Raw genomic sequence first — 25,106 nt, forward strand, 5'->3', positions numbered from 1 at the left:
ATGGTTGTGATGTTTAAACGACTGATATGCAGCCTGTTGCTGTTGGCCTATAGCGGGGCAACAGCGGCAGAATGTCATTGGCCCGCATGGCAGCAGTTCAAACAACACTATATAAGCCAAGGGGGGCGCGTTATTGATGCTAGCGTCCCCGAAATGCTGACCACTTCGGAAGGCCAAAGCTATGCGCTATTTTTTGCGCTGGTAGCTAACGATCGCGCGGCTTTTAACCTGCTGTTGGATTGGACGGAAAACAATCTGGCGGCGGGAGATTTAACCGCTCGCCTGCCCGCTTGGTCGTGGGGGCAGAAAAAGGATAAAACCTGGGGCGTGCTGGATAGCAATTCCGCTTCCGATGCGGATCTGTGGATTGCCTACGATCTGCTGGAGGCCGGACGGCTGTGGAATAGTCGCCGCTACACCACAATGGGGACTCTGCTATTGCAGCGGATTGCCAAAGAAGAGGTGGCGCATATTCCGGGTTTAGGCCGAATGCTATTACCGGGAAAAGTGGGTTTTGTTGACGAAGATACCTGGCGCGTCAATCCCAGCTATCAGCCGCCACAGTTATTGGCGCGGTTTGCCAGTATGAAAAAAGGGCCGTGGCAGGCAATGGAGTCGGTAAATCAGCGACTCTGGCTGGAAACAGCACCGAAAGGATTCTCGCCGGATTGGGTGGTGTGGCGCAAAACCAACGGCTGGCAGCCGGATAAAGTGAAACCCAATATCGGCAGCTACGATGCCATTCGAGTTTATCTCTGGGCCGGTATGTTAGCGGACGACAGCCCACAGAAAGCGGCGCTAATCGAACGTTTTCAGCCGATGGTTGAAGTGACGCAGCAGCAAGGGCTTCCACCAGAGAAAACCGATACCGCCAGTGGCAAAACGACGGGCAACGGGCCTGTAGGTTTCTCGGCCGCCCTATTGCCGTTGTTAAGCGCCAGCGCAACGGCAAGTGGCTCACAAATATTGAAAAAACAGACGCAGCGGGTGGAAGAATCACCTCCCGGCTCCGACGCTTATTACAGTTCCGTTTTGACGCTTTATGGTCAGGGATGGGCACAGAATCGTTATCGTTTTAATCGGCAGGGTGAGCTTTTACCCTCTTGGGGCAGTCAATGCGTAACTTCAAATTAAACTGGCTGAGCGTATTTCCTTTTAGTCTGGCGTTATTGCCCCAGGCTAAAGGCGCAGAGGCCGTTGCTCCCGCTCAATTTCTTCTGGAACAGGTTCGTCTGGGGGAAGCTACCCATAAAGATGAACTGGTGCGCCAATCCTTGTATCGCCTCAGCCTGATGGATCCAAATAACCCGGAAGTTGCTGCGGCGGGAATACGTCAGGCACTGCGCCAAGGGAACACGGAAGAGGCGAAAAAACAGCTGGATAGGTTGCAACAGCTTGCCCCGAATTCCGATATTTATCGCCAGTCAAAAATGGCGCTGGCGCTTACGCAGCCCGAAGTCATGCAGAAATTACAGCAGGCGCGATTGCTGGCCACCGCTGGCCGCGTTCAGGAAGCGAAAGTCCAATATGACCTGCTACTGAAAGGTGAGCTGCCAACGCTGGATTTAGCGGTGGAATACTGGCGGCTGGTGGCACGTTTGCCGGGGCAAGAGCAGACGGCGATGAAGCAGTTGCAGCGTTTGGATCAACAGTTCCCCGGTAATATTCCGCTGCGTATGGCATTAGCCAGAATGCTGTTTAGTCAAAAACAGGATGATCAGGCCTATGCTTTACTCCAAAAAATGGCTGCGGATCCTGCGGGTAACTCACCGGCTGCCGATTTGTGGATGGATCAAATCAAAGCGTTGCCTGTTAGCCCGCAGAGTATTTCTCTGTTGAATCGTTTTCTCGATGTTTTCGCCGGTGGTACCGCGGGTGATAAAGCGCGTATCGAATTGGCTCGGCAGGAAAAAATGTTGTCCGATCCCAGCTATCAGGCACGCTTGGCCGGATTGTCCCGAGTGGATAGTGGCGAGAGCCGCAATGCCATTCCTGATCTGAAACAGGCGCTTTCTACTGCCCCCAATGACGCCGACGTTTTGGGCGCATTAGGTATCGCCTATGCGCGAGCCGGAGATCGGCAAAAAGCTGCTAGTTTGTTTGAACAGGCGCAGAAAGTCGATAAAACTGGGCTGAACAGCGATAAATGGACCAGCCTGATTAAAACCAACCATTATTGGTTACTCGCGGATGAGGGAGATAAAGCCCTGAAAGCGGGTAACCCTGATTTGGCACAGCAGAAATATCAGCAGGCGCGCCAGCTTAATAGCAGCGACAGCTACGCGGTACTGGGTTTAGCCGACGTTGCCGTAGCGCGCCATGATGATAAAACCGCTGAACAGCTTTACCAGCAGTCGTTGCGTCTGGAACCCGGTAACAGCAGTGCGGTGCGCGGTCTAGCAAATATCTACCAGCGTCAGTCTCCGGAAAGAGCTATGGCTTACCTCAGCGGTTTACCGGCGGGACAACAGGCGAAAATGCGCGACACGCTGAACGGGCTGAAGCTGGATATGCTGAAACAGCAGGCCGAGCAACTCGCGGCGCAGCAACAGTGGCATCAGGCAGCGGAAAAATACCGACAGGCGCAGAAAATGGCGCCGGACGATGTCTGGCTGACTTATCGTTTGGCGCAGGCGCTGTATCAAAGCGGGCAGCCGCAGCAGGCTGACAGGGAATTCGCCGGGTTGGCGGTACGCAAACCGGCCGATCCCCAGCAGGTTTATGCTTATGCGCTATATCTTTCTAGCACCGAGCGAGACAATCAAGCACTTAGCCACCTGGCCACGCTTCCTAAGGGCCAATGGAATGATGATATTCGCGAATTGGATCAACGACTTCAATTCGAACGAGTATTGGAAAATGCCCAACGGCTACGTACTGGCGGGGATGAACCGTCGGCGATAGCTTTATTACGTCAGCAGCCGCCGAGTACGCGTATTGATATGACGCTGGCGGACTGGGCGCTGGAGCGTAACGACTACGCGCAGGCGCTAGCCGGCTATCGCGGTATTCGTGTTCGTGAACCCAATAATCCAGACGCTCGTTTGGGAGAAATCGAAGCGCTGGTGGCTCAGGGGAAAACCGACGATGCGCGCCAGCTTCTGCAAGGCGATTCTCTGGTGGCGAAAGATGCAACACTAAATACCCAGCGGCGTGTAGCGAATGCCTGGAGCGGCGTGGGCGATCCACAAAAGGCATCGGCCATCTTCCAGCAGCTAAAACCACAGGCTGAGAAAGAAGGCCCATCTCAGGCTAACGCGTTAGTGTTCCGTGATTCGGCGCGTCTTTCGCAAAAACTGGGCGATCCGCAGTTGGCGCAGGAGGATTATAAGCGGGCCATGGTTGGTAGCGGCATCACGCCAACGCTGCCAGCGGATAACGACAGCTACACGCTTCTTACGCGCAATCAGGCTACGGATGACTGGCTGAAACGCGGTATCCGTTCCGATGCCGCCGATTTGTATCGTCAACAAGATACGCGGGTCACGCTGGATCATGATTATGTTCGTTCCAGCGGAACAGAAGGTATTTCCGATCTGAATGCCCACAACACCATGTTACAGGTGGATACGCCGCTGTCTGATGGACGGGCGTTCTTCCGTGCTGATACCATTCAAATGGATGCAGGTACTTTCAATGCCAATGAACGCTATAAGGCTGGCACCTGCTATGACGTTGAAAATCCTTGTGTAGCTAACATGCGCCAGCGGGCAACCGGTACCAGTATTGCCGCCGGTTGGCAAAACGATAGCTGGGAAACGGATATCGGTACCACTCCGATGGGTTTTGATGTGGTTGATGTGGTCGGTGGCGTCAGTTATAGCAGCGATTGGAACCATATTGGCTGGACAGCAACGGCATCTCGCCGCCCGATTTCCAGTTCATTACTGGCGTTTGCCGGAACAAAAGATCCCAATACCAATGTGACCTGGGGCGGCGTTCGCGCCAACGGCGTCAGCTTGGGTACCAGTTACGATCGTGGCGAAGCGCACGGAGTCTGGAGCGATGTCAGTTACCATTATCTGACGGGGCAAAACGTTGCGGATAACCAACGCCTGCGTTTGATGACCGGCTATTACTACAAGCTGATTAACGAAGATAACCGCCGCCTTTCCGTGGGTCTGAACGGAATGTGGTGGCACTATCAAAAAGACCTCAGCGGCTACACCTTGGGGCAAGGGGGCTATTACAGTCCGCAAAAATACCTGTCTGTGGCTATTCCGGTGAATTATCGCCAGCGCACGGAAAACTGGTCATGGGAACTGGGTGGCTCGATTTCTCTTTCTCATTCGGCAACCAGCGATGAGCCGCGTTATCCGCTGAAAGGTTTATTGTCGCCAAGCTTGCAGGAAATCAGAGATCGCAACGCAACCGAGTTCGGCGACAGCAGCAGCGGCGTGGGTTATACCCTGCGAGCGCTGATAGAGCGGCGACTCAGTTCTCACTGGACGCTGGGTGCCGGTATTGATATTCAGCAGGCGAAAGACTACACCCCAAGTCATGCACTGGTGTATCTGCGATACTCAATGGCGGGCTGGCAGGGCGATCTGGATATGCCGCCGCAGCCGTTGGTACCTTACGCCGATTTTAAATAATCTTTCGGGGCGGTTTGCCTGGTGAAAAACTGCTCTAAAAGTGATTTTTACGCTATAAAAAGCAGGATCCTGATAGGAAAACGCCAAAACCCGCGATATTCTTGCCCATCAGTTTAGTCTCGCAAGATAAAATCGGCAGACGATCGAGTATACTCAGACTGAGTTGGCGGTTGGCTTGATGATAAAGCCGCTTTTTTACGGGTACGATAGGCGGAGAAAAAGTTTGCGGGTTAGGCATTCGTTAACGATAAAGCAAATGGCAACGGTGTCCGGTGTGGCGCTGGTGACGATTTGTATCTTTATTGTCATTCAACTGTTCCATTTTGTGCAGCAGCGCAAAGATGACTACGCCAAGCAGTTGGAGAGTATCGCGTATTCCGTTAAAAACCCCCTTTCTTCGGCCATACTCAGCGTCGATATTCCAGGTGCTAAACGTGTGCTGGAGAGCACATTGCCGATTGGGATTTTGAGTCGGGCAGATGTGGTGTTGCCTAATGAGCTACAGGTATTACACGCTAATTTTAAGCCAGAGCAGCCGGTACCCAATTGGGTTAACCGGGTATTTAATCTGCCGGTGCAAATTACCGTTCCGCTCTATTCATTAGAAAGAGTCCCCGCCAACCCTAAGCCCCTGGCTTATCTGGTGTTACAGGCTGATTCTTACCGTATTTATCAATTTATTCTTAATACCTTATCCACCATGCTTTCAACCTATCTGTTGTTAGCATTGATTCTTTCCGTTTCAATTACATGGTGTATTAACCGGTTAATCGTGCATCCATTGCGCTCAATGGCTCGTGAACTGGAGAATATCTCTCAGGATCAGGTGTTAGATCATCAGCTTTCCATGCCCGCTCGTCATCTTGATGATGAATTAGGGGTATTGGCGCGAAATTATAATCGTAACCAGCATTTGTTAGCGAAAGCCTATGCGGAAATGAGCCGTATCAGCAGCCGCCACCCGGTGACTGAATTGCCGAATCGCACGCTGTTTTTAGCCATGTTGAATGAGCACATTGATTCCCCTGTTCGACCAGAAAAATTTCACCTCTTGGTTATTGGCATAGAAACGCTGCATGAAGCGTCCGGCGTCATGACGGAACATCAGCATGAGCAGCTGTTGCTGACCATAGTGCAGGAGCTTGAGCAGTGCATTGACCAGAACTGCTTGCTGGGCCATTTGAGTAAAACCGAGTTTGCCGTCATGGCAAAAGAGATATCGCGACCTTTCCCGGCGATGCAGCTTGCCCGGCGGATTATGGCGCAGATTACCGCTCCTCTGACCTTTGAAAACATGCAGTTGCGTCCGAAAGCCAGTATTGGCATCGTGCAATATCTTAATCAGCATGAAAGCGCTGAAGATTTAATGCGCAGTGCTAGCTCTGCCATGGTGGCAGCCCACCATAAGGGTAAAAATCAGATTCTCTATTACGAAGAGCATTTGTCGGAAAAAACGCAAAAGCATCTGACTTACGAAAATGACATTCTTCGAGCCATTGAGAAACGTGATTTTATATTGCACCTACAGCCGCAGTGGGACATGCGTAATGAAAAAGTCATAGGCGCGGAGGCGTTGCTGCGCTGGAATCAGGCCGATGGTACTTACCTCTCGCCGGTGGATTTTCTTCCGCTGGTGGAAGAAAAAGGCATTATGGTGCCGCTGGGTAATTGGGTATTGGAAGAGTCCTGCCGGATACTGGCAGACTGGCAGCGACAAGGCATTAAATTGCCCTTGGCGGTGAATATTTCCGGTTTGCAGGTGCAGCATGAGACGTTTTTACCGCACCTCAAAACTATCCTCAGTCATTACAAAATTGATGCCAGCCAGTTAATGCTGGAAATCACCGAAACTGCCCGTATTCCCGATCTGGATGAGGCGTTGCTACTGTTGCGTGAGCTGCATGAACTCGGCGTTTCCATCGCAATGGATGATTTCGGTATGGGTTATTCCAGCCTGCATTATCTCAATCGCCTAAAATGTCTGCCCATCGACATGATTAAGATCGATAAAAGTTTCGTCCACACGCTACCGCAGGATGATGCGATGGCGCGAATTATCGGCAGTATCTCCAATGTGCTCAAACTGCGCGTGATGGCCGAAGGCGTAGAAAATGAAGCTCAGCGTCAATGGTTGTTAGACCACGGTGTGACGAGCGGGCAGGGTTTCCTGTTCTCCCGTCCGGTGCCGCGCGAAGAGTTTGAGGCCAGTTTCCTGCCACGTTGATCGGGTTTGTCCGGTCAACGTTGGTTCGCAATATCCCCACCTTCTCTTATTTATCCTTTCCCTTATCAGGTCTCTCAGACCGGCTCGGTAGCAAAGAATATTTCACTGCTCCACTCCAGTTACCTTTTCTTGAAGCGTTTCAGTTCTTAGTTTCGTGTTAATGGGACAATTTACGATAATAAATGACTTACATATTGTTATTGGGGTGTTATTTTTCGCGCTAGCGCGGATAGAAAAATGAAGCGTCCCTTTCATTTGCGGAGACCATAACGACACATTGCCGTGCATTCTCCAAAAGGACATTGATATGAAAACCAGCATCTTTAAAAGCCTTTACTTTCAGGTATTAACGGCAATCACGTTAGGTATCCTATTAGGCCATTTTTATCCTGACATCGGTGCTCAGATGAAACCTCTGGGCGATGGATTTGTTAAATTAATTAAAATGATTATTGCTCCGGTTATTTTTTGTACCGTCGTGACCGGTATTGCCGGAATGGAAAGTATGAAAGCGGTCGGGCGAACAGGTGCCATTGCTCTGCTTTACTTTGAAATTGTAAGTACGATTGCACTGTTGATCGGCCTGGTTATTGTGAACGTGGTGCAGCCTGGAGCAGGGATGAATATCGATCCTGCCTCTTTGGATGCTAAAGCGGTTGCCATGTACGCGGAGCAAGCTTCTCAGCAAGGAATAATTCCATTCCTGTTGGATATTATTCCCGGAAGCGTGATTGGCGCCTTTGCCAGCGGTAATATTCTGCAAGTCTTGCTGTTTGCCGTACTGTTTGGTTTTGCCTTACATCGTTTAGGCGAAAAAGGTCAGCTTATCTTTAACGTAATTGAAAGTTTCTCCCGCGTAATCTTCGGTATCATCAATATGATTATGCGCCTGGCTCCGCTGGGTGCTTTCGGTGCGATGGCGTTTACTATTGGTAAATATGGCGTGGGTACGTTGTTGCAACTGGGCCAATTGATTGTCTGCTTCTACGCTACCTGTATTTTGTTTGTGGTGGTGGTGCTAGGCTCCATTGCGCGCGCTAACGGCTTCAATATCTTCAAATTTATTCGCTATATCAAAGAAGAATTACTGATTGTTCTGGGAACCTCTTCCTCAGAATCCGTATTACCGCGGATGCTGGAGAAAATGGAACGTGCGGGCTGTAAAAAATCCGTAGTGGGTTTGGTTATTCCGACAGGTTATTCATTTAACCTCGATGGGACTTCCATTTACCTCACCATGGCGGCGGTATTTATTGCTCAGGCAACCAATACCCACATGGATATCATGCATCAGGTGACGCTGCTGGTGGTATTGCTGCTGTCCTCTAAAGGCGCAGCTGGCGTGACCGGTAGCGGCTTTATCGTTCTGGCTGCGACTATCTCCGCTGTTGGACATTTACCATTGGCCGGTTTGGCACTGATTCTGGGTATTGACCGCTTTATGTCTGAGGCGCGGGCGCTGACCAATCTGGTCGGTAACGGCGTAGCGACCATTGTGGTCGCGAAATGGTGTAACCAGTTGGATAACGATCAACTGCAGGCGACATTGTCGAATAAGAGTCCGGCAGGTAAATCAGAAGGGCAGATATCCTCTTCCTGATTCTTTTAGGTCACCAGATTAGTCAATCAGCCACCGGTAGCTCATCGTTACCGGTGGTTTCTGCATAGTCAATCACTACCATTTTTCGCTCGTATTGCCCGTTGAACATTATTTTTCGCAGTGATGGGTGATATCGGCAAAAGCATGCGGTCTAACAGAATGGTACACTTGCTTTTTCCGCGGTCATAACTGTGATGAGCGTAGTTTTTTTATCCAACATAAGCACACGCCGATGAGTTTCGTATCATTGGGCTGTTTTGAGCGTGTAATTTCTTTGAAAGTTGGATAGTTTTAAATTGGATAGTTATTAAGTAGGGGTTCACATGCAGGGCACCAGAATTCGTCTTATAGTTGGTGGATTGTTGTTGGCGGCGGCCAGCGGCAATGTGCAAGCTGAAGCACTACAACCCGATCCTGCCTGGCAGCAGGGAAAGTTAGAAAACGGGTTTACATGGCAGCTGCTGGCAACGCCGCAGCGCCCAAGTGATAGAGTAGAGATGCGTCTGGTGGTCAATACCGGATCTCTGTCGGAAAGCGCACAGCAGGTTGGCTTTGCCCATCTGTTACCTCGTTTGGCGCTTATTCGCAGCCAGAGCTTTACTCCGGCACAACTCCAATCGCTGTGGCAGCAAGGGGTCGATAACGAGCGCCCTTTACCACCGGCGATTACTTCTTATGATTTCACGCTATACAGCCTGAGCCTGCCAAACAATCGCCCTGATTTGATTAAAGAGGCTTTGGCTTGGCTATCTGATACCAGCGGTAAGCTGGCCATCAGCGAGCAAACGGTGAATGCTGCGCTGAATCTTCCTAATGATCCCATTGCTACTTTCCCGCAAAATGTACAGGACACTTGGTGGCGCTATCGCCTAAAAGGGTCTTCACTGCTGGGTCACGATCCTGGGCAGCCGGTAAATAGTCCGGTTGATGCGGAAAAACTGAAGCAATTCTACAAACAGTGGTACACGCCAGATGCGATGACGCTGTATGTCGTGGGCAATGTCGATAGCCGTAGTTTGGTGGCGCAAATCAGTAAAACCTTCTCTTCGTTGGAAGGGAAGCGACAGACCCCGTCTTCTATCGCGATGCTGGCTCCTTTACCGCCTCAGCCGGTGAACCTGATGAGCGAGCAGGTGACGCAGGACACTTTGTCGCTAATTTGGGATACCCCGTGGCATCCGATACAGGACTCCCAGGCACTTAGCCGCTATTGGCGCAGTGATCTAGCGCGAGAAGCGCTGTTCTGGCATATGCAGCAGGCGTTGGAAAAAAGCGGTCAGAAGAATATGAAGCTGGGCTTTGATTGCCGGGTGCAATACCAACGTGCTCAGTGTGCGATTCATCTGAATACGCCAACGGAAAATCTGAATGCCGGCATGACGTTTATTGCTAATGAATTAGCCAGTATTCGTGCTAATGGGCTGAGTCAGGCTGAATTTGATGGACTGATGGCGCAGAAAAACGATCAGTTAAGCAAGCTGTTCGCGACTTATGCCCGTACTGATACCGATGTGTTGATGAGTCAGCGCCTGCGTTCTCAGCAGAGCGGTGTAGTGGATATCGCACCTGAGCAATATCAGAAGCTGCGACAAACCTTCCTGTCCGGCTTAACGTTGGCCAATCTGAATCAGGAGCTAAAACAACAGCTTTCGCAAGATACCACTTTGGTTCTGGTTCAGCCGAAAGGTGAGCCTGAAGTCAGCGTGAAAGCATTGCAGGAAAGCTATAACAGCATTATGACATCGGGTACGCCAATGGCTGCGCCGGAAGAAGTGAAACCGGAAGCTACGCCAGGCGTTGCGTCAGAAGGAACGACGCCAGAAGGCACCACGCCAGAAGGGACGCCGCCGGAAGCTTCGACTGCGCAGTAAAACCGGGTGTTCAAATCAGATATTCGGGGCCTTTCTGGTCCCGAATATTGTTTCTATCTCTCCCGTCAATACATCTCGTTTGGCTTAGATTTTTGGCATTGCCGCGATGGGAATAATCGCCCCCCGATACTGAATCACAGTGCTGGCCGTCAAATGGCCACGCGCTGCGGCTTGCTGAGGTGTGCCTCCGGTTAAGCGAACGGCCAGATAACCTGCACTAAATGAATCTCCCGCTGCGGTGGTATCGACGACTTTTTCCTTTGGCAAGGTTACGGCGGGTACCACATGTTGATCCGCGGGCCGCTGGCTATCGGGTTCCCGATTCCAGACAATGCAGGAATCTGCACCTCGTTTGATCACGATTTCGTTAACGCCCAAAGCTTGAGTGCGATCGATAACCTGCTCCAGCGTCATCTCGCCCCACAGCATATCTTCATCATCCAGCGTCAGAAACGCGGTGTCAGTGCAGGACAGCATAGCGCGATAGGCTTCCTGAGTTTCTTCTTTGCTCTGCCACAGGCGCGGGCGGTAGTTGTTATCAAAGATAACTTTACCTCCATTGGTACGACAGGCTTGCAGTAGTTTCAACAGGCGCTGGCGGCTGGAGGCGTCCAGAATAGCCAGGCTAATACCACTGAGGTAGAGATAATCGAAGTTTTCCAGCTTCTGGCAAATTTTATCAGCTTGCGGCCCCGTGAGCCAAAAACGGGCGGCGGCATCATTGCGCCAGTAATAGAAAGTACGCTCACCGGTCTCGTCGGTTTCAATAAAATAGAGGCCCGGCAACTTATCATCCATACGCTGAATCAAATCGATTTTAACTTTCTCTTTCTGCCATGCCGCCAACATGTCTTCGCTGAAGCTGTCAGTGCCCAAGGCAGTAACGTAGTGGACTTCCAGCGCCTCTTCGTCAACCTGACGGGCAATATAAACCGCAGTATTTAGCGTGTCGCCGCCAAAACCTCGGTTCAAATCGTTACCTTTTTGCGACAGTTCAATCATGCATTCGCCGATAACGGCAATCTTTTTGCTGGTCATGGAAAGCGGCCTATTTCTAAAGAAAACTCGATATGAGGGATATAGGCTTAGTCTCTCTGCTGGTTCTGCGTGAGTCAATAGAATTAAAATGGCGTTTTATATTTTTTATGACCTAGGTCGGGAAACTGACAGGTTTCCCGTTTGTTCCGTTAAAATTAGGGGGCTTTTCGCAGTTCGGTTACGCATTTCCCGCCAATACCCCAGTTATCGGTATCAACTTCATCAATGACCACGACGGTGGTAGCCGGATTTTTGCCCAAGGTATCGACTAACAGTTGCGTAACACCGGCAATCAGCCGCTTCTTTTGTTCGGCGGTGGCACCTTCACGGGTAATTTTAATATTTACGTATGGCATTATTTTCTCCATTTATCCTAATGTTAGCGTTAACTCAATCACGTTTGCCGGTTTGTCGTTCGTTGCTCAGTTGGAGGCGATTTCGCAGTTTTGAGAATCTGCCTGGCTCACATATAAAGTTCTGGTCGAACGAGTCGATAACATCTCCAGAAGGAAGAACGCTCTCATTGGGGAGCGTCTTTATGGCAGTAAGCATAGTATGAGCTTTGACTGCCTGATACCCCGACATATGGCGACAAAACTGATGCTAACTAACAAAATATCAGATTTACTTGCGCCATCCCTTGCCGCTCAGGATTGTAATAAGGGATTCAACTTTTGGCGGCAATGTCAGCGTAGGTATACTTTCCAACCTATTTATCGCACTTCAGGGAAGTTACTGGCGATAGAATTATTGACGGCTGTTTATCATCCCTCCTCGCCGGAAACCCGACTCTCACCAGAGGATTATTTCTCCTCTATCAGCATTCGGGCGCGTCTGAACGTGGTGTTAGAACAGTTGGAATTAGTGAAGCAATGGCACGGTATTTTTACCCATCGCTCAATGTTGGTATCGATCAATATCGACGGTCAGGCATTGATGGAGATGCAAAACGATCCCGAAGCGCGGCAGCTTATTGATTCTATGCCTTATGTGCGTTTTGAGCTGGTCGAACATATGGATACCGCCTGTATTACTCCGTTTGCTCAAATCGCTGAGGCCGATCGATTATGGCTGGATGATTTTGGCAGCGGTGTGGCTAACTTCTCGTCTTTTGTCAGTTGGCGCTATGAATACATCAAAATAGCTCGCGATTTATTTATTCTGTTACAGCAAAGTGAGGTAGGGCAACAGCTGTTCTTTACGCTGGTAACATTGATGAGCCGCTACAGTAAAGGCGTGATTGTAGAAGGAGTGGAAACTGACAAAGAATGGGCGCTGGTTAAACGATCTGATGCCTGTGCTGCGCAAGGTTACTATCTTTCCAGACCCGCACATTTTGATACTTTACAGTCACTTCCCCTGTTATTCGCCGGGTAACGTCCGGGTGAAATAATCGTCAAAACCGATGAGTCGTTTTATCATTAACCGTCTGATAAATTGACGTTTATATCTATTGGCTGCTTTTCATCAGGCCAATAATAATGGACGTTAGTTGATCCTCAACTATGGTTAATACAAGCGTCTAAGTCCGCGTTCCTCATCGATTAACTCTTTTTTCTACATTGACAGGCTGAGCGGTAGTACCCATAGCCGTTTTGTTTATTGCCGAACCGGATTTAGCTTCTGATAAATTTTGTGGAGCGATTATGACAAAAACCGGGAAGGTACTGCTTTGGGTGGCCGGAATTGTGCTGGTATTGCTGGCTGTTTTAGTGATTTTCGTTCTTACGTTCGATTGGAATCGCATAAAACCCACAATAAACCAAAAGGTTAGTGCTGAATTGCAGCGTCCCTTTGCCATTCGTGGCGAATTGGGCGTTGACTGGTCGCGCAAAACGGACGATCGCGGTTGGCGTGCCTGGATTCCCTGGCCGCAGATTCATGCAGAAGATTTGGTACTCGGCAACCCGCCAGATATTCCTGGGGATAATATGATGACCCTAAAGCGAGTTGAGGCTAATTTGTCTCCACTGGCATTGTTGGGTAAGCAGGTTCGCATTCCCAGAATTTGGCTGACGGAACCCGATGCTAATTTGCAGCGCTTGGCCAACGGTAAAAACAACTGGACCTTTAATCTCGCCAATCGCGACAAAGCTAAGGGTGAAGCATCTTCCGATTGGTCGGTGAATATCAGCGATATTGTGTTCGATCGCGGCCAGATTTCGCTTAAAGATTCGGTATTGAAAGCGGATCTACGGGCGAAAATCGACCCTTTGGGCAAGCCTCTTCCTTTTTCCGAAGTGATTGGCGACAAGGGTGAAGTGAAGGACAGCAAGGTTAGAAGTACGTCGGTGGATTATATTTTCGGCTGGCAGGTAGAAGGCAAATACCAAGGGCAACCTGTGAGCGGCAGCGGAAAAATCGGGGGGATGCTTTCTCTGACTAACGCTGATATTCCTTTCCCTATTCAGGCAGATGTGCGCTCCGGCTCTACGCGAGTGGCTATCGTCGGTACGCTCAATGATCCGAGCAATCTGGCGGATATCAATCTACGGCTGAAATTCTCCGGCGATAGTCTGGGTAACTTATATCCGTTGATTGGTGTACTTTTACCGAATACACCACCTTATGCCACCGATGGGTATTTGATTGCTCGGTTGCGTCAATCGGGCGGTGCGGTTTATCAGTATCAAAAATTCAACGGTAAAATCGGCGACAGCGATATTCACGGCGATCTCACCTATACCGCCAGTCAGCCAAGACCCAAACTGCTAGGAAAGGTTGTCTCCAATCAACTGCGTTTTGCCGATCTGGCTCCTTTAATCGGCGCTGATTCCAATCAACAGAAAAAAGGGCGCGGTGAGAAAAGTCGCCAGCCATCCGATAAAATTCTGCCGGTAGAGGCTTTTGAAACCCAAAGCTGGAACGTTATGGATGCAGATGTGACCTACGCCGCTAAACGTATCGAGCGGGATAAAGCCTTACCTATCAGCGATCTTTCTACTCATGTGGTGATGAAAAACGGTGAGTTGTTACTCGATCCGCTGCGCTTCGGTATTGCCGGTGGCAATCTCAACGCCACTTTACGCCTGAATGGTAATAAAAATCCGATGCAAGGGCGCATCGACCTTCACGCGCGTCGATTCCAGTTAAAGCAGCTGCTGCCGGAAGTCGAGTCGATGCGTAACAGTCTGGGGCAGCTCAATGGCGACGCTTCCTTCACTGCTCGGGGTAACTCGGTGGCGGCGCTGTTGGGAACCAGTAATGGTAGCCTGCGAATATTGCTGAATCAGGGGCTAATCAGCCGCAGCCTGATGGAATTATTGGGGCTGAACGTGGGTAACTACATAGTGGCAAAACTCTTCGGTGATGACGAAGTAAGAATTAACTGTGCTGCTGCGGATATCGTGATGCGAAACGGTCTGGCTACGCCGCGGTTGTTCGTCTTCGACACGGAAAATGCCATCATCAATATTACCGGTAATGCTAATTTCGCCACCGAACGGTTGGATCTCTCAATCGACCCGCAAAGCAAAGGGTTACGTATTCTGACGTTGCGTTCGCCTCTGTACGTTAAAGGCACGTTTAAAAATCCGGACGCGGGTGTGAAGACCGGGCCGTTAATTGCTCGCGGTGCGGTGGCGGCTGTGTTGGGCGTGGCTTTAACGCCAGCGGCGGCGTTGTTGGCATTGATTTCGCCTAGTGAAGGTGAAGAAAACCAATGCACGCCGCTGCTGAAAAGCATGAAGCAGAAGTAAGTTTTAGTGAGGAGGCACGGGCAGCACGCTGCAACTGTGGTCCTGGATACTCTCGACCGAGGCAAGATTCAGGCCGGTCAAATCGCGTTTCGTGGTTAATAGTAAGAAATCGCCGTTGGGCAGAGAGGTCATGGCTAAGCCGTATTTGCCCATATTTTCCGCAGCGCCCTGTACGCCGCTGGCTAGCAGGCGGAACGCGCCTTGTTCCTGGAGTTCACTGGGGGTGATTTGCCTTGCCAGATAATCATGACCGAGCAATCCTTTCGGCAATGGTTGCCAGCTTGGGCGGAACGAATCGCTTTGATCTGCCAGCGCTTTTTTCACTTTCGGTGATAGGCAGGAAATATGAATATGCAGCTGATTTTGACTGCGGCCCAATTCTGAATTCACCGCCAGAGAGATATTTTGATTATCAATAGGATGACCGTATTTTAGCGCCATGTAATCCCTGGCTTGCCATGCCAGAGCAAAATAGTTAGGCGTTGCTGCGGATAACAACTCGGGGCTTTCGATACCGGTAATTTTTTCAGTTGGTATTAACAAGTATTGCAGCGGTCCGTTACGGTCTTTGTACACCGCAAAACCGGCCTGAGTATTCACTTCGGCGCAAGGTTGAGGGGAATTCAGCTGGCGCTGATGGGGAACGCACTGTTGGCTAACAATTTGCCACAGAGCATCTGGATTCCCGATTTTGGGTTGCAGCGCATACACCGCAATGGCGGCGATCAGTACCAATACGCCCAAAGCAATCCATCGACGATAAGATAAAAGTGGCATTAACTGACCCTCCATGATCGATTAAGTAGCCAGCAGTATAGGGTTAAATTCCAACGCGCGGCAAAGGCTTCATCGCCGATAGGAGAAAAACCTCTCGCACGTTGACGGCGGGCATCTGACAGCCGCTTAGGCATGGCGTTCAGGCAAGGTTTCGTCATCCTTATATTTCGCCGTGGCGATCCAGGCGGCGCAAAATAAGGTTAAACGCGCGAAGAAATAGAAGAAAGCCATTAGCCCGATGACCGAACCGAAAGCCGCGCCCGAAGGCGAGCTGGCAAGACGCGGAAGCATCATGGTCATAATGAATTTAATGATTTCGAAGCCGATAGCGGCAATAAGAGTTCCCCGCAGCAAGGCCTTCTTTTTTGGTTTATGACGCGGCAAAATCCAGAATATCCATAAGAACAATAAATAGTTCGCGGCGATGGAAATAGACAGCGCAATTAGCGTCATGGCCGGTCGTAGCCATTCAATATCACCCAGCCCTAACGCATTCACAATCACAGACTGCGCAGAACCGGCAATTGATGTAAGAGAGAGAGTAATAATCAGCGCCAGCACCAAACCGGTAAGCGAAATAAAATCACGGGTGTAGCGCACATAAAATTTTTCCAGATCCTGCGGATTACGCTCCCAAACGTCTCTGGACTGAGCGCGAATTGCTTCTCGTAAATTTCCCATCCAACTGATACCGGAATAAAGCGCAATGGCTAAACCGGTTAATCCAACGGTAGTACGCTGCTGAATAGCGGTATTTACCGTATTTTTCAAGGTAGCAGCCAGGCTGGGATCGCTGATGCTATTCACGATCTTATTGATCAACTCGGCCAGCAAATCTGGATTAGATGCCAATACAAAACCCACGGTGGCGAAAGAAACCATCAAAATGGGAATGAGCGATAAAAAGGAAAAATAAGTGATTGCAGCGCCAAACTGGCTGCCTAATCGATCGTTAAAGCGATCGGTAGCGCGAATAATATGCGCAACACTGGGATAGGTTTTAATCCGATTGCCAAGACGGGTTAATACGGAAATAGCTTTTTTTCCGTTTTCAATTCCTGCACTTAACGGCGCTGTTTTGCTCTGCTGCGAATCAGTATCTGCGCTGGATGAAGTCTGATTATCCTTGAATGAGTTCGGCATAATATTCCTCATGGCCTAAATTCATGCCTTATGCAGATGATTATCCTACAGAATATCCTACAAAGACGGCTAACTCTGTTGATGATAGCAGAGTCATGGCTTATCACAAACGGCGGCTAAGGCAGAGGCTAGGCCGATAAAGAGAACGACAAAAGGGATTGCAGCCAGCCCAATTCATCCTGATTGCCTCATTTAATTCGTCATTAACGTCAGGGCCTTCGGGTGATCCAATTATCCCATACCGGTACGGGCTGCAAAGTTTCCACCAGATAATCAATAAAAGAACGAACCTTGGGATTGCTATAACGGCTGGGGAAATACAAGGCATACAGGCCATGAGTCGCGTGGGTTATTTCCCCATCAAGCGCCAGAGGAGTAATTTCACCTCGTTGAATAGCATCGCCGAGTAAATAAGTCGGCAAATAGGCAACACCCTGATGTTCCAGCACCGCTTTCAGCAATACCAGGCTGCTATTTGCCTGAATCGGTGAGCGTAACTTAAGTAAATGAGCGCTGCCGCTTTCGTCGGTATCTTTTAATACCGGTGTCAAACCGGGATATAACAAACACTGATGGTCTGATAATTGTTGGACGGAAGTTGGTGTCCCCATTTTTTCCAGATAAGTGGGGCTAGCGCAATAAGCCCAGTGGATAGTCGACAGTTTTCTTAACGAATAATTATCTGGCGGAGTTGATGCAACGCGAATAGCGATATCAAAGTTACTCTCATTTAAATTAACAAAGTTATCGTTTAGATCTATATATAATTCAACATCGGGGTAACGCTCTCGATATTTATTAACCAAAGTGATGAGGTGAGAATAACCAAAGGCAATTGAACAGGTGAGGCGTAATTCACCCTGCGGGTGGTTATAAAATCCAGCGGTAGTATTAAGAGATTCGTCAAAATCTAATAATAATTTAGTTGCCCGATGATAAAGATATTTCCCCGCGTCGGTTAACGTCAGGCTACGCGTCGTTCTTTTTAGCAGCATAGTGCCCAGCTGTGATTCCAGATGAGACAGACTCTTGCTGACCGCAGAAGGCGAGATGTTCAGCTGAGCTGCGGCTTCAGACAGCCCACCACACTCAACGATCTTGACCAGTATTTCCAGCTGTTTTAGCGATGCGATATTACTCATTCTTTCCTTCAGCTCATTAGTGATTTTAGTAAATGGCATCAATGTCGTATTTCATTTGTAGACTACAAATGTAATCATTTATTACCAATAGCGATATGTTATTCATATTAAGAATAAGAAATAAAAAGGTGAGCTTAATCACAGATAAGATATTTGCTTGCCGAAAGAAAAATAAAAGGTGACTGAAGTCACATGAAATTTAAATAATACACCAAGGAAAATCCTATGTGGAAACGTTTGGAACCCTACAAGTCCTCTATTATTCTTTTATTTGCACTGATTCTCGGTGGGGTTATAGGTATTTATGCCCCTTCTCTGGCTCTCAAATTACAGCCTATCGGTAAAATTTTCCTGAATTTGCTGTTTATGATTATCGTTCCATTGGTGAGCGTAAGCGTTATGTCGTCCATTGCCGGTATGACGGATTTGAAAAAACTGGGGCGCATAATGGGGCTGATTTTTGCAGTCTCTATCATTATGGCGCTCATTCCGGCGGCAGGAATCGTTGGGCTAGCGACCTTATTTGATCCGGCTCAGGGCGTCACTATTGAATTAACCCAAGAGTTCAAGGCCGGCAGCGGCGAAATGAACTTTGTGAATATGGTCACCACTAATGATTTTGTTGGTTTATTGTCTAAATCCAATATTCTGGCGCTGATTATTATGTCGGTTATCGCCGGTATTGCGATTGGGCAATCGGGCGAGCAAGGTAAACAAATTGCCCTGTCTTTGTTGGGCTTAAATACCGTGATTATGAAGATTGTCTCAATCATCATGAAAGCGGCACCCGTTGGTTTGGGCAGTTATTTCGCCGCGACGATGGCCAGTCAGGATCCACAATTACTGATGACTTTCGCCAGAGCCATCGGCTTATTCTTTATCGCCTCGCTGCTGTATTACGTTTTCGGCTCTATCTTTTATTCCTGGATTGGCGGCGGCATGAAAGCGGTAAGGGCTTTCTGGCAACACGCTATTGAACCTTCAGCCACCGCCTTAGGCACCTGCTCTTCATTGGGATCGCTGCCAGTGACTATTCGAGCGGCCAAAGCGATGGGCATTAACCCTGAAATCGTAGATATTTCTCTGCCGCTGTTGGTTAATTTAAATAAAGGCGGCGTGGCAATGATTGCCGCGCTGAAAATCGTCTTTATCTTCTCGGTACTGGGATTGGATTTCACCACCGAGACTTTCTTCCTGACCATGCTGATTTCGGTGCTCTCCGCCATTATTGTCGGCGGCGTTCCCGGTGGCGCTTTCCTCGGTGAAATATTTATTGTCACCACGCTGGGGCTACCGGTTGAAACTATTCCAATGCTGGTTGTTATTGGCACCATTACCGATGCACCTGCAACGCTAATTAACGTCATTCATGACCTTAATGCAGCCCAAATTATCGAAAGATTTACCGGTAAAAAATCCTCCAAGCGGCAGGCTGAGCTTCCTGCGGTGAATGAACCTACTTGTTAATACATAACGATACAGCGTGGCGGATTGTCCGTAAGTCGCTGTGAATATTTGAGTATGCCAGCACCAGAAAAGGAAAAAATAATGACATCTAAAAAATTAGAAACAGCGTTAGTGACTGCCGGTCGGGCGAAAAAATTTACCCAAGGATCGGTAAACACCATTATTCAACGAGCCTCTTCCCTGGTATTTGATTCCGTAAAGGCGAAAAAATTTGCCACAGCAAACCGGGCAAAAGGCGAATTGTTTTATGGTCGTCGCGGTACGCTGACCCATTTTTCCTTCCAAGAAGCGATGGTGGAATTGGAAGGCGGCGCAGGTTGTGCGCTTTATCCTTGCGGCGCCGCAGCGGTGACCAATGCCATTCTGTCTTTTGTGGCCACCGGCGATCATATATTAATGACCGGTGCTGCTTATGAGCCAACGCAGGATTTTTGCAATAAAGTGCTGTCCAAACTGGGTGTCACCACCACTTATTATTCTCCACTGATCGGCGCTGGAATTGCCGAGCTTATTCAGCCAAATACCAAAGTGGTATTTTTAGAATCTCCCAGCTCCATCACAATGGAAGTTCAGGATGTTCCCGGCATGGTGCAGGCTATTCGGGCAGTTAATCCCAATATCGTTATTATGATCGATAATACCTGGGCTGCCGGAGTGCTATTTAACGCACTGGAGTTTGGCATCGATATTTCTATTCAGGCCGGAACCAAATATATCGTCGGTCACTCAGACGCTATGTTAGGCACGGCGGTATCTAATGCGCGCTGTTGGGATCAATTGCGGGAACATTCGTATTTGCTGGGGCAAATGGTCGATGCAGACACCGCTTACGTTGCTAGCCGCGGTCTGCGCACCTTAGGCGTACGGCTAAAGCAGCATGAAACCAGCAGTATCCAGATCGCCAAATGGCTGGCCGCTCGTCCGGAAGTGGCGCAGGTTAACCATCCAGCACTGCCATCCTGCCCCGGCCATGAGTTTTATTTACGTGATTTCACTGGGAGCTGCGGATTGTTCTCCTTTGTGTTGAAATCTCGTCTCAGTGATGAGCAAGTGGCTCATTATCTGGATAATTTTGAGCACTTCAGCATGGCGTATTCATGGGGTGGATTTGAGTCTCTGATTCTGGCTAATCAGCCGGAAGAACTGGACGAAATTCGTCCGGTAGGCGGCGTAGGTTTTGAGGGTACTTTGGTACGTGTTCATATTGGACTGGAAAATGTCGATGATTTAATTGCTGATTTGGAAGCCGGCTTCAATCGATTAATTGGCTGATATTTATTTTCGCATTCAGGCAAATTGAAGAGTATTGATATAAAGCAGCCGGAACAAGAGCTCCGGCTGTAGATTTGTACCCCAGGCTAATAAAACAGCCTTACGGAACAACTTTATGAGCGGTTAATATTATTTACCGTGAATCAAGTCGGTATAAGCCTTGGCGAATGCCTGATTATAAGCATTCCCCGCTTTATCTTTACCCTGATCCCAGTTGACCGACCAGGTCATCAGGCCTTTGATTGGCGTTCCCGCTTTCTCTAAATCAGCAAAGGCACGATAAACGTCCTGCGGATTTTTTACCGTACCTGATGCCGCAGCGTCAACGTTACTTGGTAAACCCAATACTAATTTATTGGCTGGGATTTTAATGAAGCCGCGTTTGCCATTAACAATAGAATCGGCCATGTAATACAGGAATTCATATTTTTTGGCGTCATTGTTTTGCGCCAGCCACAGGTTTACTTCTTCGACCCATACGCCGTCACCGCCTTGATTGTAGAGCTGAGGGGCAATAAAGTCATACACACCGTCCAAGGCGTTGATATAGGTAGTGTAAGGTCTGCCGGTTGTCAGATATGGGAATTCTGGCGCCATACTGATGATAAAGTGTTTACCTTGTTGTTCGTAATGCGCCCGAACAATTTTCAACGCGGCGGGAATAACGGTGGTGTTATTAGCTGCATTAATAGCCGTTTGTTCCAGATCGATATCCAGCCCGTCAAAACCATAGGTTTCAACCAAACGAATAATCTCGTCTGCGAAAGCCTGTTCCTGACCGTTATTCAATGCCACGTGTGCGTCAGCGCCGCCCAATGAAATGAGCACAGCGCGGCCTTGTTTATTTAACTCACCGATTTGTGCGCGAAACTCTGCGTCCGTTGCGTTGTACGGCTTAAAGGTTGGAATACCGCTGCCTTTCATAAAGGAGGCAATGACAACGTTAAAGGCCGCGGGTGTTTCGTTTATTTTTAGATTCTTCGGATAACCACCTTGATAGCCACGGCTTTCTTGGCTGTCCCAGTTATGCCAGAAACCCGCCATAATCTTTTTATTTACCAGGCTTGGCATAACCGACGCGTCATCATTAACCGAGGCGGCAAACGCGGAGGAATGAGAAAAACCAAACAGGGTGCATAGAGTCAGAATCGTAATCAGACTATTTTTACAATTGATAGGTTTCATAGATGTTCCTTTTTATATTTTAAATGAATTTTTAGGTTCTAAATTAACCGCTGCGAACGGCGAATATATTTTCATGAGCTATTTATTCTCATTGATCGTGAGTAATAAAAAGAAAATAAAGTTATCTGATTCGCTTGGGATAAATTTAGAAACAAAGTATCGCATCAATAAATTAATTTTGTGAATCATCATTGACTTAATTATTCTTTTTATTTTCATATTATTTTATATAAGTGATAGTTTATTTAAATTTATTTCCCGCCGGAGGTTTTCTTTTTAATATTTTGATTTTAAAGGGTATTTAATTTATTTTTTCGACCTGATTAATGTCTTAGAGCTGGGTAATTCGAACAAGTAAGAATAAATGCAATTTGATCGTTACCTCAGTAAGTATTGATAATTTCTATATGTCAATTTTCATACACTGTCTTTATGTATTCATCAAGTTTCTATGTTGTAAGATGCAATGATGTTCAGACTCGGTAAGTGACTCAACGCCTCTTTTTATCGTCATTTCTATTTAATCGCGCTGATGTAGACGGTGGTGATATAGCTGTAAGAAAGGAGAGGGGGTGTAGCGAAGCTGAATTCCAAGCAATAAAAAGCCGAAATTTGCATTTCGGCTTCACGTTCCATGACTCAAATAGAGAAACTCATCTCTAAATGATTATCTCATAGTGACAAATTCTTCCGCGGCGGTCGGGTGGATAGCTACGGTATTGTCGAAGTCTTTCTTGGTTGCGCCCATTTTTACTGCTACGGCGAAACCTTGCAGAATTTCATCCATACCAAAGCCGATTCCGTGGATACCGACGATTTTCTCTTCTGCGCCCACGCATACCAGCTTCATACGGCACGGCTGGCGATGTTGAGTGACGGCGCTGTACATCGCAGTAAAGGAGGATTTATAGACTTTTACCTGATCGTCGCCAAACTGCTCACGCGCCTGCGGCTCGGTTAAACCAATAGTGCCAATGGGTGGGTGGCTGAATACCACGGTTGGAATATTGCTGTAATCAAGATGCTCGTCTGGCTTGTTGTTAAACAGGCGCTCGGACAGGCGGCGACCTGCAGCCACTGCAACCGGAGTCAGCTCCACTGCACCCGTGTTGTCACCAACGGCATAAATACCTTTTACATTGGTATTTTGGAATTTATCGACGACGATATAGCCTTTTTCATTGGTTTTCACACCGCAGGCGGCCAGATTCAGGTTGTCGGTCGCAGGTTCGCGGCCAATCGCCCAGATCAGATGATCAACGGTCACTTCTGTGCCGTTTTCCAGTTGCAGCGTCAGACTGCCGTCAGCATTTTTAATCACGGCTTTTGGCACGGATTCGGTATGCAGTTTTGGCCCTTCGGTGTTCATGACTTCCACTAGGGTTTCTACGATCAGCGGATCAAAACTGCGCAGCGGCGCGTGTTTACGTACAAACAGGTGAGTTTCGGTGCCTAAACCGTTCAGTACGCCAGCGATTTCGACGGCGATATAACCCGCGCCAATGACGGCAACGCGTTTTGGCATTTCATCTAGCTCAAAGAAACCGTCGGAATCAATACCGTATTCCGCGCCGGGAATATTTGGATGGCTAGGGCGGCCGCCGGTGGCGATCAGGATGTGATCCGCAGTGATTTTCTCGCCGTTGACTTCAACGGTATGAGCATCGACAAAGCGAGCGAAGCCCTGAATCACATCAACTTTGTTATTGCCTAAACCACGCTCGTAGGACTGATGAATACGATCAATGTAGGCGGTACGGTTGGCGATCAGGGTTTTCCAGTCGAAGTGGTTCACCGTGGTATCAAAACCGTAGTCCGGACCGTACATGCGAATCGCTTCAGCGATTTGTGCCGCGTGCCACATCACTTTCTTCGGCACACAGCCGACGTTGACGCAGGTGCCGCCGAGCTGTTTAGCTTCGATCAGCGCACATTTTTTACCGTACATGGCTGCCCGGTTGATCGATGCGATCCCGCCACTGCCGCCGCCAATTGCCAGATAATCGTAATGTTTGGTCATCAGGATCATTTCCATGAGTGTAGTTTTATAGAAGCAAAGAGTTTAACGCCAGATCCCACTTTGTCGCAAAGATTGCATCGATGGCTGTGATAGGTGTTGGAAGACGAGAAAGCTTTTGCGCTAAACGGTGATAAAAATTGGGTAATATTGAATGAGCCGGACAGCATGGATTGCAGCCCGGCCAGGAGCGAAAGGCGCGGCGATTATTCCGGCACGACCCATTTTACCAAGGTGTGGCCGTGACCAGAGGGTACTAGCGCTTTATGCAGCCAAGGTAGCAGATCGGTCATTTGTTTTTCCAACTTCCACGGCGGGTTAATTACGATCATGCCAGAGGCAGTCATACCGTGTTGATCGCTATCCGGACGTACCGCCAGTTCGATTTGCAGAATCCGGCGGATGCCCGTGGCTTCTAGTTCACGCAGTAATCGTTTGATTTGCTGGCGTAATACCACTGGATACCATAAAGCGTAAGTACCGGTCGCAAAGCGCTTATAACCTTCCTGAATCCCTTTTACCACGTCCTGATAATCGGTTTTCATTTCATAAGGCGGATCCATTAGCACAAAACCGCGGCGAGACTGCGGTGGTAACTGAGCTTTCAGTTGCTGGTAACCGTCGGCGCGTTGCACTTTGGAGCGTTCGTCTTTGACAAATTCTTTACGCAGCATCGGGTAATCGCTGGGATGCAGCTCGGTTAGGCTGATTTTGTCATATTCACGTAGCAAATGACGGGCGATCAGCGGCGAACCAGGGTAATAACGTAGCTGCCCGTTGTGATTCAACGCATTAATGGCGCTCATATACGGAGCTAAATCAGCCGGTAAATCATCTCGTTGCCAAATCTTGGCGATACCTTCCAGATATTCCCCAGTGCGTTCGGCGTGCTCGCCGCTTAGCTGATAGCGGCCTGCGCCAGCGTGGGTATCTAGATAAAGGAAAGGTTTTTCTTTTTCTTTCAAAGACTCAATAATCAGGCTTTGAACAGTATGTTTGAGTACGTCGGCATGGTTGCCTGCGTGAAAACTGTGGCGATAACTTAACATTTGCGGCTTCTCCTGCGGCTTAGGCAGC

General features: G+C 48.7%; 15 protein-coding genes and 2 pseudogenes. 9 read left to right on the top strand and 8 right to left on the bottom strand.

The window, feature by feature from the left end; translation table 11 throughout:
- The 5 genes and pseudogenes from bcsZ to DBA33_RS18115 all read left to right on the top strand — a co-directional run.
- Nucleotides 1-1,134: a cellulose synthase complex periplasmic endoglucanase BcsZ gene (gene bcsZ, locus DBA33_RS18095; protein ID WP_120806935.1), complete on the top strand. Its 1,134-nt coding sequence runs from the start codon at nucleotides 1-3 to the stop codon at nucleotides 1,132-1,134.
- Nucleotides 1,116-4,595 (top strand): cellulose synthase complex outer membrane protein BcsC, encoded by a 3,480-nt coding sequence (bcsC, locus tag DBA33_RS18100; RefSeq protein WP_120806926.1) that lies wholly within the window; start codon nucleotides 1,116-1,118, stop codon nucleotides 4,593-4,595. Before bcsZ ends, bcsC begins: the two co-directional genes overlap by 19 nt.
- Before the next feature lie 223 nt (nucleotides 4,596-4,818).
- On the top strand, nucleotides 4,819-6,819 hold the full coding sequence (hmsP, locus tag DBA33_RS18105) for a biofilm formation regulator HmsP (RefSeq protein WP_205582787.1): 2,001 nt from the start codon (nucleotides 4,819-4,821) through the stop codon (nucleotides 6,817-6,819).
- A 307-nt stretch (nucleotides 6,820-7,126) separates the two neighbouring features.
- Nucleotides 7,127-8,419 (top strand): dicarboxylate/amino acid:cation symporter, encoded by a 1,293-nt coding sequence (locus tag DBA33_RS18110; protein ID WP_064515761.1) that lies wholly within the window; start codon nucleotides 7,127-7,129, stop codon nucleotides 8,417-8,419.
- Between the two features lie 323 nt (nucleotides 8,420-8,742).
- Nucleotides 8,743-10,158: pseudogene (locus tag DBA33_RS18115) on the top strand (pitrilysin family protein); the annotation flags it as partial.
- A 216-nt stretch (nucleotides 10,159-10,374) separates the two neighbouring features.
- On the opposite strand, the gene DBA33_RS18120 reads toward DBA33_RS18115, so the two are convergent.
- Together DBA33_RS18120 and DBA33_RS18125 are read right to left on the bottom strand one after the other, a co-directional pair.
- Complete coding sequence (locus DBA33_RS18120) at nucleotides 10,375-11,328, bottom strand: sugar kinase (protein ID WP_120806928.1); 954 nt, start codon at nucleotides 11,326-11,328, stop codon at nucleotides 10,375-10,377.
- Between the two features lie 155 nt (nucleotides 11,329-11,483).
- Nucleotides 11,484-11,684, bottom strand: a complete 201-nt coding sequence (locus DBA33_RS18125; protein ID WP_049597327.1) for a 4-oxalocrotonate tautomerase family protein — start codon at nucleotides 11,682-11,684, stop codon at nucleotides 11,484-11,486.
- Nucleotides 11,685-11,913: 229 nt separating this feature from the next.
- On the opposite strand from DBA33_RS18125, the gene pdeH reads away from it, so the two are divergent.
- Entirely contained in the window at nucleotides 11,914-12,705 is a 792-nt protein-coding gene (pdeH, locus tag DBA33_RS18130; protein WP_064515753.1) for a cyclic-guanylate-specific phosphodiesterase, read from the top strand.
- A 269-nt stretch (nucleotides 12,706-12,974) separates the two neighbouring features.
- A complete protein-coding gene (locus DBA33_RS18135) occupies nucleotides 12,975-15,026 on the top strand; it encodes an AsmA family protein (protein WP_120806930.1) in 2,052 nt (683 codons plus the stop codon).
- A gap of 3 nt (nucleotides 15,027-15,029) precedes the next feature.
- Here DBA33_RS18135 and DBA33_RS18140 read toward each other — a convergent pair whose 3' ends face one another.
- From DBA33_RS18140 to DBA33_RS18150, 3 genes are all read right to left on the bottom strand, one after another.
- Nucleotides 15,030-15,803 carry a CDP-diacylglycerol diphosphatase gene (locus DBA33_RS18140; protein WP_064515747.1) on the bottom strand — a complete coding sequence of 258 codons (774 nt, stop codon included), beginning with the start codon at nucleotides 15,801-15,803 and terminating at the stop codon, nucleotides 15,030-15,032.
- Nucleotides 15,804-15,929: 126 nt separating this feature from the next.
- Complete coding sequence (gene yhjD, locus DBA33_RS18145; RefSeq protein WP_235600967.1) at nucleotides 15,930-16,946, bottom strand: inner membrane protein YhjD; 1,017 nt, start codon at nucleotides 16,944-16,946, stop codon at nucleotides 15,930-15,932.
- Nucleotides 16,947-17,155: 209 nt separating this feature from the next.
- A complete protein-coding gene (locus DBA33_RS18150) occupies nucleotides 17,156-18,088 on the bottom strand; it encodes a LysR family transcriptional regulator (protein ID WP_064515745.1) in 933 nt (310 codons plus the stop codon).
- Between the two features lie 225 nt (nucleotides 18,089-18,313).
- Between DBA33_RS18150 and DBA33_RS18155 the strand changes: the two genes are divergently transcribed.
- Nucleotides 18,314-19,555 (top strand): dicarboxylate/amino acid:cation symporter, encoded by a 1,242-nt coding sequence (locus DBA33_RS18155; protein WP_120806931.1) that lies wholly within the window; start codon nucleotides 18,314-18,316, stop codon nucleotides 19,553-19,555.
- Between the two features lie 81 nt (nucleotides 19,556-19,636).
- Nucleotides 19,637-20,827 (top strand): cystathionine beta-lyase, encoded by a 1,191-nt coding sequence (gene metC / locus DBA33_RS18160; RefSeq protein WP_120806932.1) that lies wholly within the window; start codon nucleotides 19,637-19,639, stop codon nucleotides 20,825-20,827.
- A gap of 174 nt (nucleotides 20,828-21,001) precedes the next feature.
- On the opposite strand, the pseudogene DBA33_RS18165 reads toward metC, so the two are convergent.
- The 3 genes and pseudogenes from DBA33_RS18165 to DBA33_RS18175 form a co-directional block, all read right to left on the bottom strand.
- Nucleotides 21,002-21,898, bottom strand: a pseudogene (locus tag DBA33_RS18165) (glycosyl hydrolase family 18 protein); the annotation flags it as partial.
- 781 nt (nucleotides 21,899-22,679) lie between these two features.
- Nucleotides 22,680-24,032, bottom strand: coding sequence for a glutathione-disulfide reductase (gorA, locus tag DBA33_RS18170; RefSeq protein WP_064515734.1), 1,353 nt, complete (start codon nucleotides 24,030-24,032; stop codon nucleotides 22,680-22,682).
- A 203-nt stretch (nucleotides 24,033-24,235) separates the two neighbouring features.
- Complete coding sequence (locus tag DBA33_RS18175; protein WP_120806933.1) at nucleotides 24,236-25,078, bottom strand: 23S rRNA (adenine(2030)-N(6))-methyltransferase RlmJ; 843 nt, start codon at nucleotides 25,076-25,078, stop codon at nucleotides 24,236-24,238.
- Nucleotides 25,079-25,106 lie beyond the last annotated feature (28 nt).

This window comes from Yersinia sp. IP36721, from assembly GCF_003634395.1.
Lineage (GTDB): Bacteria > Pseudomonadota > Gammaproteobacteria > Enterobacterales > Enterobacteriaceae > Yersinia > Yersinia entomophaga.